The sequence below is a fragment of the Streptomyces sp. NPDC048254 genome (assembly GCF_043201895.1).
Classification (GTDB): Bacteria; Actinomycetota; Actinomycetes; order Streptomycetales; family Streptomycetaceae; genus Streptomyces.
Genome location: NZ_JBICZJ010000006.1, coordinates 407,737 through 426,828, shown reverse-complemented (window position 1 = coordinate 426,828; position 19,092 = coordinate 407,737). Strand labels below are relative to the sequence as shown.

The window sequence follows — 19,092 nt, the reverse complement described above, 5'->3', positions numbered from 1 at the left end:
CGGCCCGCGCCCCTTCGGGGCGCTCCCGAACCGTCGGACGTCCGGCTCGGCCTGAACCCGGGCCGGCCGTCCGGCCACCGTCCTCCGGGCGGCTGACAACTCCCCCCCGCTCAGCCGCCCGGAGCCGTACCCGGGTTACTCGCTCAACTCGGCCACCAACTCCGTGGCCCTGGAGGCGGGCACGCCCGCTGCCGTCAGTGCGCTGACCGCGGCGGAGCGGCCCGCCTCCTTCGCGTCGAGGAGACCGTCGTTGACCGCCTCCATCACCGCGAACAGTAGCTGCTCATGGACGTACGCCAGGGCCGGCGCCGGCAGCGGTGAGGTGAAGTCGCCCTCGTCGAGGCCGCGTTGCAGTAGCTCCGCCTTGTTCTCGCGCAGGGGGGCCAGACGGTCGCGGATGCCCCGCATGGTGACCGTGCGCTGGGCGAGGCCGACCAGCAGCCGGTAGCGGTCGGCGATCTCCCAGATGGCGAGCACCGACCGGGCCACCGCCTCCGCCGGGTTCGCGGTCTCCCGGCGGGCCTTCGCGTCGGCTGCCACCAGCGCCTCCACCGCGCCGTCGACCAGCGTGCCGATCAGCGCCTCCCGGCTCGGGAAGTGGCCGTACACGGTCCGTCGTACGACCCCTGCCGCGCGCGCGATCTGGTCCATCGAGGCGTCGGGGTCGCACAGCAGCTCGGCGAGGGCGACGTCGAGGATGCGGCGCCGGTTCACGTCGGCGCGGGAGGGGTTACCCGTGGTCATGACTGCCATTCTGCCTGCCCCGCGGCGGGGCTCGCCGTCTCTCCGCAAGGGCTTCACCTCCTCAGATTGCACAGTGGTGTGCAGATCCTCTATATTGCACACGGTTGTGCAATTGCACGCCGTTGTGCAAGTCCAGTCGTGCGCATCAGACGGCATCAGACGCGTGAGGAAGGCGATCCCTGCCATGCGACTCGTCATGAAGGAACCGGTCGAGACGACGGAGCGGCCGTATCCGCGCCGCTGGTGGGCACTGCTGGTGCTCTGCCTGAGCCTGCTGGTCATCGTGATGGCCAACACCGCCCTCACGGTGGCCGCGCCCGACATGACCACCGATCTCGGGCTCAGCAGCGCCGACCTGCAGTGGGTCATCGACGGCTACACCGTGCCGTACGCCGCCCTGATGCTGCTGCTCGGCGCGATCGGCGACAAGTACAGCCGCCGCGGGGCGCTGATCCTGGGGCTGGTCGTGTTCGGGGGCGGGGCCGTCTTCGGGTATCTCGCCGACAGCGCCACGACCGTGATCGCGGCCCGTGCCGTGATGGGCACCGGCGCCGCGCTGATCATGCCGGCCACCCTCTCCCTGCTCGCCGCCACCTTCCCGCGCCACGAGCGGGCGAAGGCCATCACCCTGTGGACCGCCACCGCCGGGCTCGCCATCGCCGCCGGACCGGTGGTCGCCGGTGCCCTGCTGCGCGACCACGGCTGGTCCTCGACCTTCCTCATCAACGTGCCGATCGCGGCTGTCGCGATCGTCGGCGCCCTTGTCCTCGTACCGCCGTCCAGGGCCGGTCACCACCACCGCATCGACTACGTCGGCGGGCTGCTCTCCGTGCTCTGGACCGGCTCGCTGGTCTACATGATCATCGAGGGGCCGCACTTCGGCTGGGGCGTCAGGGCGGTCACCGCGGCCGTGGTCGCGGGCGCCGGCCTCGTCGCCTTCGCCCTGTGGGAGCTGCGCCACCCGCACCCGGTCCTGGACGTCCGCCGCTTCGCCCACCGCCGCTTCGCCGGCTCCAACCTCGCCGTCGCCCTGTTCTTCCTGGCCGTCTTCGGCGCCTTCTACTACCTCACCCAGCACCTCCAGTTCGTCCTCGGCTACGACGCCCTCGGCACCGGCGTCCGCATGCTCCCGCTCGCCGGTGCGGTCTTCGCCGGCTCGGCCCTGACCGGCTGGCTCACCCCGCGCGTCGGCATGAAGTGGACGGTCACGGCGGGGATGGTCGGCGGGACCACCGCACTCGCCCTGCTCACCCGGGTGGACGCCGCCTCGGGATACGGGGACTTCCTGGCGCCCCTGATCATCCTCGGGCTGGCCATCGGCCTCGCGCTCTCGCCCTGCACGGACGCGATCATGGGGGCCTTCCCGGAGTCCGAACTGGGCGTCGGCGGCGCCGTCAACGACACCTCGCTGGAGCTCGGCGGCTCCCTCGGCATCGCCATCCTCGGCTCGCTGCTCGTCACCTCGTACGGCAGCCACCTCACGGACGCCACCAGCGGCGGCAAGCTGCCCGCCAGCGCCCTCGCCACCGCCCAGGACTCGGTCGGCGCCGGTTACGCGGTCGCCCAGGGCATCGGCGAGCAGGCCAGGCGGACGGCCGCCCGGGCCGCGCAGGCCACCGACCCGCAGCAGGCGGCCCAGTTGAAGGCACAGGCGCGGCAACTGGCCGAGGGTGCCGGGCAGATGGCGGACGCCGTCGGCTCCTCCTTCGCCGCCGCGGTGGCCCATACCAGCCTGGTCGGCGCGGTGATCCTGGGCATCGGGACCGTGCTGGTGGCGGTACTGCTGCCGGGGCGCGAGAAGGCCGAAGCGGAGGCTCCGGCCGGGGAGCGGGAGCTGGCGGACAGCGGGGCGCGCTGACCCCTCACCGCCACTTGTCAGCCGTATCCACTAACGTGCCGTTCCTGTTCGACCGGAACTTCGACCGGAACTTCGACCGAGGCGTCGACCGGGACTTCGACCGGAACGGCACGTCGGCATGGCTGCATGGAGGCACGGGGGATGAAGATCGACTGGGACCGTCGGCACTGCGCGCGCAAGGGGCATGTGACCTATGCCCCCGACGACCCGCGGCTGCGGGTGCGGCTGCACGCCCAGACCGCGGTCGGGGAGGCCTGGCGCTGTCTGCGGTGCGGCGACTTCGCGCTCGGCGAGCCGCACGGCTGGGGCCCGGCGGCGGACGCCCCGCTGGTGCCACGCGGAAAGGTGCTGCGGGATCTGTTCATCCTGCGGTTCCTGGCGATCGAGCGGGCCGTGCGCGGGGTGTTCATCGTGCTGGTCGCGGTCGCGGTGTGGAAGTTCAGCAACAGCCAGGACGCGGTGCGCCGGCTCTTCAACGAGTACCTGGACACCTTCCGGCCGGTCTTCAAGCACTTCCACTACGACCTCGACCACTCACCGGTCGTCGGCTCCATACAGAAGGCCTTCGGCTACAAGCACTCCACGCTGCTGCTGGTGGCCGCGCTGCTGCTGGCGTACGCGCTGATCGAACTCGTCGAGGCGGTCGGCCTCTGGTACGCCAAGCGGTGGGCGGAGTACCTGACGGTGGTCGCCACCGCCGCCTTCCTGCCGCTGGAGATCTGGGAACTCACCGAGAAGGTCAGCTACCTGAAGATCGCCACCCTGGTGCTGAACATCCTCGCGGTGCTCTACATCGCCCTCGCCAAGCGGCTGTTCGGGCTGCGCGGCGGGCGCCGGGCCTTCGATGAGGAGCGGCACAGCGCCTCCCTGCTGGAGGTCGAGGAGTCCGCGGGCGTGCAGCCGAGCTTGCCTTGACGTCGGCGTCAAGTCCTACCGTCGTGGACATGCGAATCGGCGAGCTGGCCGCACGGGCCGGTACCACCACGCGCACCCTGCGGTACTACGAGGCGCGCGGGCTGCTGCCCGCGCGGCGTTCCGACAACGGCCACCGGACCTACGACGAGAGCGATCTGAAGCTGCTCACGCAGATCCGGACGCTCCAGGACTTCGGGTTCGAGCTGGAGGAGACCCGGCCGTTCGTGGAGTGCCTGCGGGCCGGGCACCCGGAGGGCGACACCTGTCCGGCGTCGCTCGCGGTCTACCGGCGCAAGCTGGCGGAGCTGGACTCGCTCATCGGCGAGTTGCAGGCCGTGCGGGCCGAGGTCGGGGCCCAGCTGGGGCGGGCCGAGCGGGCGCGGGACGTGCTGGCCGCCGAGGCGCAGGTTCCGGGTGGTCCGGAACCGGTGTGCGAGCTGGGAGGGGATGGCGGATGACCAAGGCGGCGGGTGTGGCCGAGGTGACGGACGCGGACTTCGCGGCGGAGGTGATCGGGGCGGAGGGGCCGGTGCTGGTGGAGTTCACCGCCGACTGGTGCCCGCCGTGCCGGCAGATGGCGCCGGTGCTCACGGCCCTCGCGGCGGAGGAGGGCGAGCGGCTGAAGGTGGTCCAGCTGGACGTGGACCACAACCCGGAGACGACGAACGCCTACAAGGTGCTGTCGATGCCCACGTTCATGGTGTTCCGGGACGGCGAGCCGGTGAAGTCGATGGTGGGCGCCCGGCCCAAGCGGCGGCTCCTGGAGGAGCTGTCCGACGTGCTGCTCTGAACCGGCCGGTTATACGAAGAATCCCCCGAGCAATTGCGCTCGGGGGATTTCTTTGCGTATATTCAAGAGTTCGTGACTTCAAGTCGACGATGAAATCGACTCGATCGCGAAGAAGTTCAGTGGGCACAGTATATCCGGGCGGGAGCGGAATTGTCAAACACCGAATATCCGGACGATGAATTGCAGCACGAGCAGGAATTCATCGACGGACTGTACGCACGGGTGGACGCGTTGCGCGGCGACACCGAGGACGCGGTCGCGGACGCCCTCGCCCTCGGCGACAAGCCGATGCAGGCCCGACTGGAGCGGGACATCCTGGTCGCCGAGCGGTCCGGGCTGCTCGCCGCGCTGAACGCCGTGGACGGCTCCCTCTGCTTCGGCCGGATCGACCTGGTCTCCGGCACGAAGCACCACATCGGCCGGATCGGACTGCGCCGGAACGACGCCGAGCGCACCCCGGTCCTCATCGACTGGCGCGCCGCGGTCGCCCGCCCCTTCTACCTGGCCACCGGCCACACCCCGATGGGCCTGCGCCGCCGCCGGCACATCACCGTCGACGGCCGCACGGTCGCCTCCCTGCACGACGAGATCCTCGACCTGGGCGACCAGGAGCGCACCGGCCACGAGGACCCGTCCGGCGACGCGGTGCTGCTCGCGGCCCTCAACTCGGCCCGCACCGGCCGGATGAACGACATCGTGCAGACCATCCAGGCCGAGCAGGACGAGATCATCCGGGCACCGCACCGCGGGGTCCTGGTCGTCGAGGGCGGCCCCGGGACGGGCAAGACCGCGGTCGCCCTGCACCGGGCCGCCTATCTCCTCTACGAACACCGGGAACTGCTCGCCAAGCGGGCCGTACTCATCGTCGGTCCCAACCCCGCCTTCCTCGGCTACATCGGCGAGGTGCTGCCCTCGCTCGGCGAGACCGGCGTGCTGCTGGCGACCGTCGGCGAGCTGTACCCCGGGGTGAAGGCCACGGCGGCCGACACCCCGGAGGCGGCCGCCGTGAAGGGCCGCGCCGACATGGCCGACGTGCTCGCCGCCGTCGTACGCGACCGGCAGGCGCTGCCCGACCCGGTCATCACCGTCGAGCACGACCGCGAAGTGCTGATGCTCGACGACGGCCTGGTCAACATGGCCCGCGAGCGCACCCGCGCCGCCGATCTCCCGCACAACGTGGCCCGTGAGTACTTCGAGGGCCACATCCTCAACACCCTCACCGAGCTGTACGCCGAGCGGGTCGGCACCGACCCCTTCGACGGCAGCAGCCTGCTGGACGCCTCCGACATCACCCAGATCCGCGACGAACTCGCCGAGAACCCCGAGGTCTGGTCGGCCGTCGACCAGCTGTGGCCGCGGCTGACCCCGCAGCGCCTGGTCGCCGACTTCCTGGCCGCACCCGAGGGGTATCTCGGCGCCCAGGACGCGGCCGCGGTCCGCCGCCCGGTCACCCGGTCCTGGACGGTCTCGGACGTCCCCCTCCTCGACGAGGCGGCCGAGCTGCTGGGCATCGACGAGCGCGTCGCCCGGGCCCGCGCCGAACGCGAGCGGGAGACCCAGATCGCCTACGCACAGGGCGTCCTCGACGTGTCCTACGCCTCCCGGACCTACGAGTTCGACGACAAGGAGGACAGCGATCCCGACGCCTCGGAGGTCCTGTCCGCGCACGACATCATCGACGCCGAACGCTTCGCCGAGCGCCACGAGGAGGAGGACTTCCGCAGCGCGGCCGAGCGGGCCGCCGCCGACCGCACCTGGGCCTTCGGGCACATCATCGTCGATGAGGCGCAGGAGCTGTCGCCGATGGCCTGGCGGCTGCTGATGCGGCGCAGCCCGACCCGCTCCATGACCCTGGTCGGCGACCCCGCCCAGACCGCGGAGGCGGCCGGCGTGGGCTCCTGGTCCAAGATCCTCGAACCGTATGTCGAGGACCGCTGGGACCACACCCGCCTCGGCGTCAACTACCGCACCCCGTCCGAGATCATGGACCTCGCCGCGGCCGTGGTCCGCGCCGAGAACCCGGACTTCGAGCCCCCCAGTTCGGTCCGCTCGACGGGCGTGCGCCCGTGGATCCGGCAGGCCCACGACGACCTCCCCGGCGCCGTGGAGAAGGCGGTCGCCGAACTCACCCCGGCGGAGGGCCGCCTGGCCGTGATCGCCCCGCGCGACCTCCACCGCTCCCTGGCCAACCGCCTGGACGGCGTCACGGCCGGCGCCGAACCCGACCTGACCCGGACGGTCGTGCTCCTGGACCCGCGCCAGGCCAAGGGTCTGGAGTTCGACTCGGTCCTGGTGGTCGAACCGGGCCGCTACGGCACCAGCGACCTGTACGTGGCCCTCACCCGCGCCACCCAGCGACTGGGCGTACTGCACACCGGCGGCCTGCCGGCCGGGCTCAGGCAGGCCGCAGCCACACCGTAGCCAGCGGCGGCAGGGTCAGGCGGATGCTCGCGGGGCGGCCATGGCTGCCCTGCGGCTCCGGCTTGACCGGGTCGGGGTTGGTGACACCGCTGCCGCCGTACGGGGCCGCGTCCGTGTTGAGGGTCTCGTGCCAGGCGGGGATCTCGTCCGGGATGCCCAGGCGGTAGTCGGAGCGGACCACGGGGGCGAGGTTGGAGACCGCGAGCAGCGGGGTGCCCTCGGCGTCGTACCTCAGGAAGGCGAAGACGTTGTCCTCGGCCGCGTCGCCCGCGATCCACTGGAAGCCGGCGGGGGAGGTGTCCCGCTGCCAGAGGGCCGGGGTGGCGCGGTAGACGGTGTTGAGGTCGCGGACCAGGTCGCGGACGCCCCGGTGGTCGGCCTCGGCGCCGTAGGCCGGGTCGAGCAGCCACCAGTCGGGGCCGTGCGCCTCCGACCACTCCGCGCCCTGGGCGAACTCCTGGCCCATGAAGAGGAGCTGCTTGCCGGGGTGGGCCCACATGAAGGCCAGGTAGGCACGGAGGTTGGCGCGCTGCTGCCACCAGTCGCCGGGCATCTTGGAGACCAGCGAGCGCTTGCCGTGCACGACCTCGTCGTGGGAGATGGGCAGCACGTAGTTCTCGCTGTACGCGTACACCATCGAGAAGGTCATCTCGTGGTGGTGGTACCTGCGGTGGACCGGCTCGTGGGACATGTACTCCAGCGAGTCGTGCATCCACCCCATGTTCCACTTCAGGCCGAAGCCGAGCCCCCCGGTGTCGGTGGGGCGGGTCACGCCCTCCCAGGCCGTCGACTCCTCGGCGATCGTCACCACGCCCGGCACCCGCCGGTAGACCGTCGCGTTCATCTCCTGGAGGAACGCCACCGCGTCCAGGTTCTCCCGGCCGCCGTGCTCGTTCGGCGTCCACTGGCCCGGCTCGCGCGAGTAGTCCAGGTAGAGCATCGAGGCGACCGCGTCCACCCGCAGCCCGTCTATGTGGAACTCCTCGCACCAGTACAGCGCGTTCGCCACCAGGAAGTTGCGCACCTCCCGGCGCCCGAAGTCGAACTCCAGGGTGCCCCAGTCCGGGTGGGCGGCCCGCAGCGGGTCCGAGTGCTCGTACAGCGGCCGCCCGTCGAACTCCGCCAGCGCCCAGTCGTCCCGCGGGAAGTGCGCGGGCACCCAGTCCATCAGCACCCCGATGCCCGCCCGGTGCAGGGCGTCGACCAGGTACTTGAAGTCGTCGGGGGTGCCGAGGCGGGCCGTCGGCGCGTAGAAGCCGGTGACCTGGTAGCCCCAGGAGCCGCCGAAGGGGTGCTCGGCGACCGGCATCAGCTCGACATGCGTGAAGCCCAGGTCGCGGACGTAGTCCGGGAGCTGGTCGGCCAGTTCGCGGTAGGTCAGGCCGGGGCGCCAGGACGGCAGGTGCACCTCGTAGACGGAGAAGGGGGCCTCGTGCACGGGGGTGTCGGCCCGGTGGGTCATCCACTCCTCGTCGGCCCACTCGTGCCGGGACGCGTGGACGATGGACGACGTGCTGGGCGGGACCTCGGTACGCCGGGCCAGCGGGTCGGCGCGCAGGGTGTGGGAGCCGTCCGGGCGGGTGATGTCGAACTTGTACAGCTCGCCCGCGCCGACGCCCGGCACGAACAGCTCCCAGATCCCGGAGGAGCCCAGCGAGCGCATCGGATACCCGGTGCCGTCCCAGAAGTTGAAACCGCCGGCCAGCCGCACGCCCCGCGCGTTCGGCGCCCACACCGAGAACCGGGTGCCCGGCACGCCCTGGTGGGTCGTCGGATGCGCGCCGAGCGCCTGCCACAGCCGCTCGTGCCGGCCCTCGCCGAGCAGATGCAGGTCCAGATCGCCCAGGGTGGGCAGGAAGCGGTACGCGTCCTCGGTCTCCTGGACGGTCCCGTCGTACTCCACCAGCAGCCGGTAGACCGGCACGTCGGAGAGGGGGAGCAGGACGGAGAAGAAGCCGTCGCCGTCGTCGTGCAGGTCGGCCCGCAGATCCCGGCCGGCGACCACCGTCACCGCGCGGGCGTACGGGCGGAACACCCGCACGGCTATCCCGCCGCCCGGCACCGGATGGGCGCCCAGGACCGAATGCGGGTCGTGGTGCGTGCCGAGCAGCAGCCGATCGCGGTCCTCGGCGGCTACGGATACGGACTTCTTGGAGGTCACGGACGGGTCTCCCGGGATCAGGTCGAGTCGGAGGTGGCGAGGCGGTGGACGGCCGACAGGGGCACGGGAAGCCAGTCGGGGCGGTGCCGGGCCTCGTAGACGACCTCGTAGACGGCCTTGTCGGTCTCGTAGGCCCGCAGCAGCACGGGGTCGGTGCGGGGGTCGACGCCGGTGATCTCGGCGTACCCCGAGCAGTAGGCCGCCCGGCACAGCCGCGCCCAGGCGCGGGCCGGCGGGGTCACCGAGTGGGCCGCGTAGTCGAAGGAGCGCAGCATGCCGGCGATGTCGCGCACCGGCGGCTGCGGCATCCGGCGCTCGGCCAGCGGGCGGGCCGGCTCGCCCTCGAAGTCGATCAGGGACCACTCCCCGGACGCCGAGCGCAGGCACTGTCCCAGGTGCAGATCGCCGTGCACCCGCTGGGCGGTCCAGGTGCGGCCCTCGGCGGCCAGGCCGGCCAGCGCCTGGTAGGCCGAGCGCAGCCCGTCCTCGTACGGCTGCAGCGCCGGCACCGCCTGGGCGGCCGCCGCCAGCCGCTCGGTCATGCCCGCGACCATCGACTCCAGCTGCCTGTGCCCGAGGGTGACGGTCGGCAGCGCCCGGGCCAGCGCCGTGTGCACCTCGGCGGTGGCCCGCCCCAGCGCCCGCGCGTCCGCCGCGAAGTCCTCGCCCTTGGCCAGCTCGCGCAGGGCCAGCTCCCAGCCGTCGGTCGCGCCGCGTACGAAGGGCTGGAGGACGGCCAGGACGTACGACTCCCCGGCGAGCTCGGCCCGCAGCCAGGCCGTCGGGGCGGGCACCCGGGCGCAGCCCTCGCGGGCCAGGGCCAGGGGTATCTCCAGGTCGGGGTTGACGCCGGGCACGACCCGCCGCAGGAGCTTCAGGATGAACGTATCTCCGTAGACGACCGAGGAGTTGGACTGCTCGGCGGTCAGGAGCCGGGCCACCAGCCCGTCGCGTATCTCCGGACCGGGGTCGCGTTCGAAGAACAGCCCGCCGATGCGGGCCCGGGTGCGCAGCGCCTCCAGGAGCACCTCGGCGGGCCGGGGGTCGTACAGGGCGTCGTACACCGTGTGTCCGGCCAGCGGGCCGTCGGTCAGGTGGCCGATCAGCGCGGGCGCCAGCCGGGGCGGCAGCGCCTCGCGTACGCCTATGAGGAGCTGGTAGCAGTCGCCGGCCTCGGCGGGGGCGGGCGGCTGTTCGGCGCGGACCAGCAGATGGTGCAGGCCCAGCCTGCTGTCCGACGGCAGGAGTTCGGTCTCGGCCACCGTGGCGAAACCGGTGACCGGAGTGCCCTTGCCCGCGAACCAGCGCTGCCGGGGCAGCCATTCGCGCAGGAGGGGATCGAGCGAGGCGAGGAGAGGGGGCGTGGAGGGGGTGACCGTTTCCGCCATGGCGGGTACGTCCTTTCCCCGGTCGTCGGGGGCGTTAGTGATGCGTGCCCCGGGCGGGCCGGAGGAAACCGCCGCCGCCCGGGGTGGACTATGCCGGGTTCCGGTCACCCGTCCGCGCGCAGCCGGAACCAGTAGAAGCCGTGCCCCGCCAGGGTCAGCAGGTACGGCAGCTCACCGACGGCCGGGAACCGCACCCCGCCGAACAGCTCCACCGGATGCCGGCCGTTGAAGCGCCGCAGGTCCAGCTCGGTGGGCTGGGCGAACCGCGAGAAGTTGTGGACGCAGAGGACCAGATCGTCCTCGTACTCGCGCAGGAACGCGATCACGGCCGGGTTCGACGACTGGAGTTCGGTGTAGGACCCCAGTCCGAAGGCAGGATTCTGCTTGCGGATCTCGATCATCCGGCGCGTCCAGTGCAGCAGCGAGGACGGGGAGGACATCGAGGCCTCGACGTTGGTGACCTGGTAGCCGTAGACCGGGTCCATGATCGCCGGCAGGTAGAGGCGTCCCGGGTCGCAGGAGGAGAAGCCGGCGTTGCGGTCGGGGGTCCACTGCATGGGGGTGCGGACGGCGTCCCGGTCGCCGAGCCAGATGTTGTCGCCCATGCCGATCTCGTCGCCGTAGTAGAGGATCGGCGAGCCGGGGAGGGAGAGCAGCAGGGCGGTGAAGAGTTCGATCTGGTTGCGGTCGTTGTCGAGGAGGGTGGCGAGCCGCCTGCGGATGCCGATGTTGGCGCGCATCCGTGGGTCTTTGGCGTATTCGGCCCACATGTAGTCGCGTTCCTCGTCGGTGACCATTTCGAGGGTGAGCTCGTCGTGATTGCGCAGGAAGATGCCCCACTGGCAGCCGGAGGGGATGGCGGGGGTCTTGGCGAGGATCTCCGAGACGGGGTAGCGGGATTCCCGGCGTACCGCCATGAAGATCCGCGGCATCACGGGGAAATGGAACGCCATGTGGCATTCGTCGCCGCCGCTGCGGTAGTCGCCGAAGTAGTCGACGACGTCCTCCGGCCACTGGTTCGCCTCCGCCAGCAGCACGGTGTCCGGGTACTGGGTGTCGATCTCCTTGCGCACCCGCTTCAGGAAGTCGTGGGTGGCGGGCAGGTTCTCGCAGTTGGTGCCCTCGCGCTGGTAGAGGTACGGCACCGCGTCCAGCCGGAAGCCGTCGATGCCCAGGTCCAGCCAGAACTTCAGCGCGGAGAGGATCTCCTCCTGCACCGCCGGGTTCTCGTAGTTGAGGTCCGGCTGGTGGGAGAAGAAGCGGTGCCAGAAGTACTGCTTGCGGACCGGGTCGTAGGTCCAGTTGGACGCCTCGGTGTCGACGAAGATGATCCGCGCGTCCTGGTACTGCTTGTCGTCGTCCGCCCAGACGTAGTAGTCGCCGTACGGCCCGTCCGGGTCCTTGCGCGACTCCTGGAACCACGGGTGCTGGTCGCTGGTGTGGTTCATGACGAAGTCGATGATCACGCGCATGCCGCGCTGGTGGGCCGCGTCGACGAAGTCCACGAAGTCGGCGAGGTCACCGAACTCGGGGAGTACCGCGGTGTAGTCGGAGACGTCGTAACCGCCGTCCCGCAGCGGGGACTTGAAGAAGGGCGGCAGCCAGAGGCAGTCGACACCGAGCCACTGCAGATAGTCGAGCTTCGCGGTCAGACCCTTGAGGTCGCCGATGCCGTCACCGTTGCTGTCCTGGAAGGACCGGACGAGGACCTCGTAGAAGACGGCCCGTTTGAACCAGTCGGGGTCCCGGTCCTTGGCAGGCGTGTCCTCGAAGGTGTCCTGGACGGGTTCGTTGACGATCATGTTGTGGGTGACCCTCCGATCCGCGGGGACGGTCGCAGAACCGTGAAGATATGCGCGGGTCGTCGACCCGGTTCCAGGCGCACATAGTTGGCCCTGCCCCAGTTGAAGGTTTCACCGGTGAGCTCGTCGCGCACCGGCACCGACTCGTGCCAGTTCAGGCCGAGTTGCGGCATGTCCAACGAGACCGTGGCCTCCTGGGTGTGGTGGGGGTCGAGGTTGGCGACCACCAGAACCGTGTTCGATCCGCTCCGCTTGCTGTAGACGATCACCGCGTCCTGGTCGGCGTGGTGGAAGTGGAGATCGCGCAGCTGCCGCAGGGCCGGACTGCTGCGCCGGACGGTGTTGAGGCGGGTGATGAGGGGGGCGATGCCGTCGGTGTCGGCGCGGGTCCAGTCGCGGGGTTTGAGCTGGTACTTCTCGGAGTCGAGGTACTCCTCGCCGCCTTCCCTGAGGGGGGTGTTCTCGCAGAGTTCGTAGCCGCTGTAGATGCCCCAGGTGGGGGAGAGGGTGGCGGCCAGGACGGCGCGGACCTCGAAGGCGGGGCGGCCGCCGTGCTGGAGGTAGGCGTGCAGGATGTCGGGGGTGTTGGCGAAGAAGTTCGGCCGCATCCAGGCGGCGCTCTCGCCGGACAGCTCGGTGAGGTACTCGGTGAGTTCCTGTTTGGTGTTGCGCCAGGTGAAGTACGTGTAGGACTGCTGGAAGCCGGTCTGGGCGAGGGTGCGCATCATCGCGGGGCGGGTGAAGGCCTCGGCCAGGAAGATCACGTCGGGGTCGGTGCGGTTGATCTCGGCGATCACCCGTTCCCAGAACACGACCGGTTTGGTGTGGGGGTTGTCGACGCGGAAGATCCGTACCCCGCAGTCCATCCAGTGCCGCAGCACCCGGACCGTCTCGGCGGTCAGGCCGGGCATGTCGGTGTCGAAGGCGATGGGGTAGATGTCCTGGTACTTCTTCGGCGGGTTCTCGGCGTAGGCGATGGTCCCGTCGGGCTGGTGGTGGAACCACTCGGGGTGTTTCTCCACCCAGGGGTGGTCGGGCGAGCACTGGAGCGCGAAGTCGAGGGCGATCTCCAGGCCGTGCCGGCCGGCCTCGGCCACGAACCACCGGAAGTCCTCCAGGGACCCCAGGTCCGGGTGGACGGCGTCGTGACCGCCCTCCGGGGAACCGATCGCCCACGGCACGCCCACGTCGTCCCGGGTGGGGTCGAGGGTGTTGTTGCGGCCCTTGCGGAAGGTGGTTCCGATGGGGTGGATCGGCGGGAGGTAGACGACGTCGAAGCCCATCTCCGCGATGGCCGGCAGCCGGCGGGCCGCTGTCCGGAACGTGCCGTGCGGCCGCTCGGGCGTGCCCTCGGAGCGTGGGAAGAACTCGTACCAGGAGCCGTACAGGGCCCGCTCGCGCTCGACGAGCAGCGGCAACGGCTCGGAGCACGTGACCAGTTCCCGCAGTGGATACCGGGTCAGGATCTTGTCGACCTCGGGCGTGAGGGCCGCGGCCAGCCGCCAGGGGGCGGGCCGTTCCTCGTCGCGCAGGCCGGCCGCGGCGGCCAGCAGGATCTCCCGCTTCCTGGACTTCGGGACACCGGCGGCGGCCCGTTCGTACAGCCGTGCGCCCTCCTCCAGGACCAGACCGGTGTCGATGCCCGCCGGAATCTTGATCTGGGCGTGGTGGCGCCAGGTGGTGACCGGATCTCCCCAGGCCTCGACCTGATAGGTCCAACGGCCCGGTTTTCCGTCGGCGGTGACGGTGGCGCCCCAGCGGTCGGTGCCGGGGGCCAGCTCCCGCATCGGTGTCCAGGGACCCGGGCGGCCCCTGGGGTCCTTCAGTACGACGTTGGCGGCGACGGCGTCATGGCCCTCGCGGAAGACGGTGGCGGTGACCTCGAACGACTCCCCGGTCACCGCCTTGGCGGGCCGGCGCCCCTGCTGGACCAGGGGACGGACGTCGAGGACGGGTATGCGGCCGACGGCGGTGGCCTCGTCCGCGGGGGGTGTGGCACGAGGTGACGTGCGCTGAGTCGGAGGTGCTGACGACTGGTGCGTGGCGGGCATGACCGCTCCTGTCCGCGGCAACGTGGGTGTGGGCGGATGGATGGTGGGAGATGGGTCCTGCGGCGGTGTCCGAAGGTGTACTTGAGGGTCTACCTGTGCGGAGTATCAGCGCTGTGTCCATGGGGTGTACCGGAGGAGCCTTCCCACCCTATTCGGGTGCGCAATCCGGCACTTTGTTAACTACTCAGCCGTATGTCTACGCACAAGACCGGCCCCGTTCTGTACGAACGGGACCGGTGGCGTGTTCGCATAGGAGAAAACGCTTTACGTTTTCGGCACCCGGAGGAGTCGGTTGGGTGACCCGAGCCCCGCACCAGTCACCTTCCCGCTCGCGGCCTCCGCAATCAGGGCCTTGGCGACCTGGGCCGGGGTGGCCTTCGGATGACCGGCGAGATAGAGCGCGGCGGCGCCCGCCACGTGCGGTGACGCCATCGACGTACCCGAGTAGGTCGCCTTGCCGGTGTCGCTCGTGTACGAGTCCGAGGTGATCGCCACGCCCGGGGCGAACAGGTCGACGGCCGCACCGAAGTTGGAGAAGCCCGCGCGGGCGTCGGCGCGGTCGGTGGCGCCGACGGTGAGGGCCTGCGGTACGTCGGCCGGCGAGTAGCGGCCGGCCGGGAGGCCGTCGTTGCCGGCCGCGACCGTGTACGTCACCCCGGACCTGATCGAGTCGCGTACCGCGGCGTCGAGCTGGGCGTTGTGCGCACCGCCCAGGCTGAGGTTGGCCACCGCAGGCTTGCGGGCGTGTGCGGTGACCCAGTCGATACCGGCGATGACCTGGGCGGTGGTGCCCGACCCCGCGTCGTCCATGACCCGTACGGAGACGACCTTCGCCTTCTTGGCGACGCCGTACCGGGTCCCGGCGATGGTGCCGGCGACATGTGTCCCGTGGCCGTTGCCGTCGCCGGCGGATCTGTCGTTCCCGACGAAGTCCCAGCCGTAGCCCGCCCGGCCGCCGAAGTCGCGGTTGGTGATCCGGATGCCGGTGTCGATCACGTAGACGGTGACGCCCGCGCCCCCCGACCCCGGCCAGGTGTACGCCTTGTCGAGCGGCAGTCCCGCCTGGTCGACGCGGTCCAGGCCCCAGGACGGCGGGTTGGTCTGGGTGCGGTCGAGCCGTATCCGGCTGTCCTGGACGACGGAGGCGACCCGTGGGTCCGCGGCGAGCCGCCGGGCCTGTCCAGCGCTTGCCTGGACGGCGTATCCGTTCAGCACACTGTCGTAAGTATGGCTTATTTTCGCCCCATAGCGGGTGGCGACGTCCTTCCCGGCCGCCGACGAGCCCTTGATCCCCTCTTCGAGCGTCACCAGATAGCTTCCGCCGACCGAGCCCGGTCGGCCGGCGCCGAACACGGTCCCCTCCGGTACGGCGTGCGCGGGCAGGGTGGCCGATGACAGCACCGCGGCCGTGACGACCGCGGTCAAGCCCCCCGCCAGACGCGGACGCCGGTTGATCGTCCGTGACATGGCTGTGAGTTCCCCCTCCTCAGCTCAGGGAGGCAGCGTCTCGTGCGGGGCCGGGTCCCACAAGGAGGCGTGACGCATCTCGGTCCGCCCACCGGGGGACGGAGCCGGGATCTGGTGCCGGAGCTCCGACAACGGCCCCCTCGACACCGGTACCGTCTGAGGAACGCCGAGCCGCACACCGCCGTACGGCTCTCACCACGAACGCGTGGAGTGGAATGTGAAGGCGATCCGTCGGTTCACCGTCCGTCCCGTTCTCCCCGACCCCCTCCGCCCCCTCAGCGACCTGGCCCGAAATCTGCGCTGGTCCTGGCATACCGAGACCCGTGACCTCTTCCAGGCCGTCGACCCCGAACGCTGGGCCGCCTCGGAGGGCGACCCGGTGCGGCTGCTCGGCAGCGTGCCGCCGGCGCGGCTCGCCGAGCTGGCCGGTGACCGCCGGTTCCTGCGCCGGCTGACGGCGGCCGCCGACGACCTGGGCGACTACGTGACCGGCGACCGCTGGTACCAGTCCCGGCCGCAGGCCGCCGAACTCCCGGCCGCCGTCGCCTACTTCTCGCCCGAGTTCGGCATCACGGCCGCCCTGCCGCAGTACTCCGGCGGCCTCGGCATCCTGGCCGGCGACCACCTGAAGTCGGCCAGTGACCTCGGCGTACCGCTGATCGGCGTCGGCCTCCTGTACCGGCACGGGTACTTCCGGCAGACCCTGTCCCGGGACGGCTGGCAGCAGGAGCACTATCCCGTCCTCGACCCGAACGAACTCCCGGTGGTGCCGCTCAAGGACGCCGACGGCACCCCGGCACACGTCTCCCTCGCCCTGCCCGGCGGCCGGCTGCTGCGCGCCCGGATCTGGCTGGCCCAGGTGGGCCGGGTGCCGCTGCTGATGCTGGACTCCGACGTGGAGGAGAACGACCTCGGCGAACGCGGGGTCACCGACCGGCTCTACGGCGGCGGCAGCGAACACCGGCTGCTCCAGGAGATGCTGCTCGGGATAGGGGGTGTGCGCGCCGTACGGACGTACTGCCGGCTGACCGGCCACCCCGAGCCGGAGGTCTTCCACACCAACGAGGGGCACGCGGGCTTCCTGGGCCTGGAGCGGATCGCCGAGCTGTGCGCCCACGGGCTGGACTTCGACTCCGCGCTGGAGGCGGTGCGCGCCGGCACCGTCTTCACCACCCACACCCCCGTCCCGGCCGGCATCGACCGCTTCGACCGGGAGCTGGTCGCCCACCACTTCGGCCCCGACGCCGAACTGCCCGGGATCGGGGTGGAGCACATCCTGCGCCTGGGGATGGAGACCTACCCCGGCGGCGAACCCAACCTCTTCAACATGGCCGTGATGGGGCTGCGGCTCGCCCAGCGCGCCAACGGGGTCTCGCTGCTGCACGGCAACGTCAGCCGGGAGATGTTCTCCGGGCTGTGGCCGGGATTCGACGCCGACGAGGTGCCGATCACCTCCGTGACGAACGGGGTGCACGCCCCGAGCTGGGTGGCGCCCGAGGTGGTGCGGCTGGGGGCGAGGCAGCTGGGCGACCGGCGTACCGAGGAGGCGCTGACCGTCGGCGGCACCGAGCGCTGGGACGCGGTCGCCGACGTCACCGACCAGGAGATCTGGGACCTGCGCCGGAACCTGCGGGAGCAGCTGGTCCTCGAGGTGCGGGAGCGGCTGCGGGCGTCCTGGCGGCAGCGGGGTGCCGGGACGGCCGAGCTGGGCTGGATCGACCACGCCCTCGACCCGGACGTCCTGACCATCGGATTCGCCCGGCGCGTCCCGTCGTACAAGCGGCTCACGCTCATGCTGCGCGACCGCGACCGGCTGATGGACCTGCTGCTGCACTCCGAGCGGCCGATCCAGGTCGTGGTGGCCGGAAAGGCGCACCCGGCGGACGACGGCGGCAAGCGGCTGGTCCAGGAGCTGGTCCGGTTCGCCGACGATCCGCGCGTCCGGCACCGGATCGTCTTCCTGCCCGACTACGGCATGGCGATGGCGCAGAAGCTGCTGCCCGGCTGCGACATCTGGCTGAACAACCCGCTGCGCCCGCTGGAGGCGTGCGGGACCAGCGGGATGAAGTCGGCGCTCAACGGCGGCCTCAACCTCTCGGTCCTGGACGGCTGGTGGGACGAGTGGTTCCAGCCGGACTTCGGCTGGGCGATCCCGACCGCCGACGGCGCCGGCACGGATGCGGAGCGCCGGGACGACATCGAGGCGGCCGCCCTCTACGACCTCCTCGAACAACGGGTCACCCCCCGCTTCTACGAGCGCGGCCGGACCGGGCTCCCGGACCGCTGGATCGAGATGGTCCGCCAGACGCTCACCCTGCTGGGCCCGAAGGTGCTGGCGGGCCGCATGGTCCGGGAGTACGTGGAGCGCCTCTACACTCCGGCGGCGCACGCCCACCGCTCGATGACCGCCGACAAGGCCCGTGAACTGTCCGCCTGGAAGGTCAGGGTGCGGGCCGCCTGGCACGGGGTGTCGGTCGGCCACGTGGCGACCACCGCGGCCACGGCCACCGCCGAACTGGGCACCACCCTCGCCCTGCGCGTCCGCGTCCGGCTGGGCGACCTCACGCCCGACGACGTGGAGGTGCAGGCGGTCTCCGGCCGGGTCGACTCCGAGGACCGCATCACGGACGCGACGACGGTGCCGCTGAAGCCGACCGGAGGCCCGGACCTGGAGGGCCACTGGACCTACGAGGGCCCCCTGGCCCTGGACCGCACGGGCCCCTACGGCTACACGGTCCGCATCCTCCCGTCACACCGGCTGCTGGCGTCCGGCGCGGAGCTGGGACTGGTGACGGCACCGTCGGAAGGGGCGGTGGAGGGGGCGGGGGTGCTGATGCGGTGAGGCGGGGGTCCGGCGGCCCGGGCAGGGCACCAGGCCTCCCGGCCGCCGGACCCGTCGGCCGATGCGCGTCGGCCGGGCGGGCCCGTTCAGAACGAGTCCGCCTCGTCCCCGCACAGATTGCGCAGCACCTTGCCGCACCTGCGCGCATACGCGTGCTGCAGCCCCCGGGTCGCCGCGCCGCCCGCGCGGGCGTACCACTTGGCGGCCTTGCTGAAGGCCGCGACCGTCAGCCAGACCGTGCCGTCGCCGGTGCGGGTGACCAGGAAGGCCTCCTCGCCGCACTCGGGGTGGCCGGTGAGGGTGCCGTAGGCCCAGCCCGCCCGGCGGGACTCCTCCGCCGTCCAGACGACCCGGCAGGGGGCCTTGATGAGGCCGGCGAGGGTGACGGTGACGTCCACGCCGGGGGCCGCGCGGTCGGCGGAGGCCTCGATGCCGACGCCCAGGGCGCGGTGGAGTTCCCAGGTGAGGACCGCCTCGGCGGACTTGTGGAAGACCTCCGCGCCCTCGCCTATGCGCGTGCGCACATGGAGCGGGTGGAAGCCGGGCGGGCAGGCGGCGAGATCCTCGCGGGTCGCGCCGACCGCCTCGTACGTGAAGGACATGGGAGAGAGCGTAGGGCGGACCCCGGGGATGCCTTCGTCCCGGGGTCCGCC

General features: G+C 71.4%; 13 protein-coding genes. 6 read left to right on the top strand and 7 right to left on the bottom strand.

Translation table 11 applies throughout. The features are described 5' to 3' along the window. Nucleotides 1-135: 135 nt before the first annotated feature. Complete coding sequence (locus tag ACGFZQ_RS19935) at nucleotides 136-753, bottom strand: TetR/AcrR family transcriptional regulator (RefSeq protein WP_393841448.1); 618 nt, start codon at nucleotides 751-753, stop codon at nucleotides 136-138. Between the two features lie 175 nt (nucleotides 754-928). On the opposite strand from ACGFZQ_RS19935, the gene ACGFZQ_RS19930 reads away from it, so the two are divergent. The 5 genes from ACGFZQ_RS19930 (at nucleotide 929) to ACGFZQ_RS19910 (ending at nucleotide 6,728) form a co-directional block, all read left to right on the top strand. After that, complete coding sequence (locus tag ACGFZQ_RS19930; RefSeq protein WP_393841447.1) at nucleotides 929-2,602, top strand: MFS transporter; 1,674 nt, start codon at nucleotides 929-931, stop codon at nucleotides 2,600-2,602. A 141-nt stretch (nucleotides 2,603-2,743) separates the two neighbouring features. Continuing rightward, nucleotides 2,744-3,517, top strand: a complete 774-nt coding sequence (locus ACGFZQ_RS19925) for a DUF2127 domain-containing protein (RefSeq protein ID WP_393841446.1) — start codon at nucleotides 2,744-2,746, stop codon at nucleotides 3,515-3,517. Nucleotides 3,518-3,546: 29 nt separating this feature from the next. Further along, nucleotides 3,547-3,975, top strand: a complete 429-nt coding sequence (locus tag ACGFZQ_RS19920; protein ID WP_393841445.1) for a MerR family transcriptional regulator — start codon at nucleotides 3,547-3,549, stop codon at nucleotides 3,973-3,975. Nucleotides 3,976-3,989: 14 nt separating this feature from the next. Then, nucleotides 3,990-4,307: a thioredoxin gene (gene trxA, locus ACGFZQ_RS19915; protein WP_393841514.1), complete on the top strand. Its 318-nt coding sequence runs from the start codon at nucleotides 3,990-3,992 to the stop codon at nucleotides 4,305-4,307. A 180-nt stretch (nucleotides 4,308-4,487) separates the two neighbouring features. Next, nucleotides 4,488-6,728, top strand: a complete 2,241-nt coding sequence (locus ACGFZQ_RS19910; RefSeq protein WP_393841513.1) for a HelD family protein — start codon at nucleotides 4,488-4,490, stop codon at nucleotides 6,726-6,728. Here the strand turns inward: ACGFZQ_RS19910 and glgB are convergent. The 5 genes from glgB to ACGFZQ_RS19885 form a co-directional block, all read right to left on the bottom strand. Beyond that, entirely contained in the window at nucleotides 6,703-8,889 is a 2,187-nt protein-coding gene (glgB, locus tag ACGFZQ_RS19905; RefSeq protein WP_393841444.1) for a 1,4-alpha-glucan branching enzyme, read from the bottom strand. The genes ACGFZQ_RS19910 and glgB overlap by 26 nt on opposite strands. 17 nt (nucleotides 8,890-8,906) lie before the next feature. Then, nucleotides 8,907-10,277, bottom strand: coding sequence for a maltokinase (locus ACGFZQ_RS19900; RefSeq protein ID WP_351749011.1), 1,371 nt, complete (start codon nucleotides 10,275-10,277; stop codon nucleotides 8,907-8,909). 104 nt (nucleotides 10,278-10,381) lie between these two features. Then, complete coding sequence (treS, locus tag ACGFZQ_RS19895) at nucleotides 10,382-12,079, bottom strand: maltose alpha-D-glucosyltransferase (RefSeq protein WP_393841443.1); 1,698 nt, start codon at nucleotides 12,077-12,079, stop codon at nucleotides 10,382-10,384. Then, nucleotides 12,076-14,130, bottom strand: coding sequence for an alpha-1,4-glucan--maltose-1-phosphate maltosyltransferase (locus ACGFZQ_RS19890; RefSeq protein ID WP_393841442.1), 2,055 nt, complete (start codon nucleotides 14,128-14,130; stop codon nucleotides 12,076-12,078). Before ACGFZQ_RS19890 ends, treS begins: the two co-directional genes overlap by 4 nt. Before the next feature lie 264 nt (nucleotides 14,131-14,394). Further along, nucleotides 14,395-15,597 (bottom strand): S8 family peptidase, encoded by a 1,203-nt coding sequence (locus ACGFZQ_RS19885; protein WP_393841441.1) that lies wholly within the window; start codon nucleotides 15,595-15,597, stop codon nucleotides 14,395-14,397. A gap of 217 nt (nucleotides 15,598-15,814) precedes the next feature. On the opposite strand from ACGFZQ_RS19885, the gene ACGFZQ_RS19880 reads away from it, so the two are divergent. After that, on the top strand, nucleotides 15,815-18,439 hold the full coding sequence (locus tag ACGFZQ_RS19880) for a glycosyltransferase family 1 protein (RefSeq protein ID WP_393841440.1): 2,625 nt from the start codon (nucleotides 15,815-15,817) through the stop codon (nucleotides 18,437-18,439). Nucleotides 18,440-18,525: 86 nt separating this feature from the next. Here ACGFZQ_RS19880 and ACGFZQ_RS19875 read toward each other — a convergent pair whose 3' ends face one another. Then, nucleotides 18,526-19,041 (bottom strand): DUF1990 domain-containing protein, encoded by a 516-nt coding sequence (locus ACGFZQ_RS19875; RefSeq protein WP_351739759.1) that lies wholly within the window; start codon nucleotides 19,039-19,041, stop codon nucleotides 18,526-18,528. Nucleotides 19,042-19,092 lie beyond the last annotated feature (51 nt).

Coding starts and splice junctions, on each gene's coding strand:
- ACGFZQ_RS19935 (WP_393841448.1), bottom strand. CDS start 753: ATGGCAGTCATGACCACGGGTAACCCCTCCCGCGCCGACGTGAACCGG.
- ACGFZQ_RS19930 (WP_393841447.1), top strand. CDS start 929: ATGCGACTCGTCATGAAGGAACCGGTCGAGACGACGGAGCGGCCGTAT.
- ACGFZQ_RS19925 (WP_393841446.1), top strand. CDS start 2,744: ATGAAGATCGACTGGGACCGTCGGCACTGCGCGCGCAAGGGGCATGTG.
- ACGFZQ_RS19920 (WP_393841445.1), top strand. CDS start 3,547: ATGCGAATCGGCGAGCTGGCCGCACGGGCCGGTACCACCACGCGCACC.
- ACGFZQ_RS19900 (WP_351749011.1), bottom strand. CDS start 10,277: ATGGCGGAAACGGTCACCCCCTCCACGCCCCCTCTCCTCGCCTCGCTC.
- treS (WP_393841443.1), bottom strand. CDS start 12,079: ATGATCGTCAACGAACCCGTCCAGGACACCTTCGAGGACACGCCTGCC.
- ACGFZQ_RS19890 (WP_393841442.1), bottom strand. CDS start 14,130: ATGCCCGCCACGCACCAGTCGTCAGCACCTCCGACTCAGCGCACGTCA.
- ACGFZQ_RS19885 (WP_393841441.1), bottom strand. CDS start 15,597: ATGTCACGGACGATCAACCGGCGTCCGCGTCTGGCGGGGGGCTTGACC.
- ACGFZQ_RS19875 (WP_351739759.1), bottom strand. CDS start 19,041: ATGTCCTTCACGTACGAGGCGGTCGGCGCGACCCGCGAGGATCTCGCC.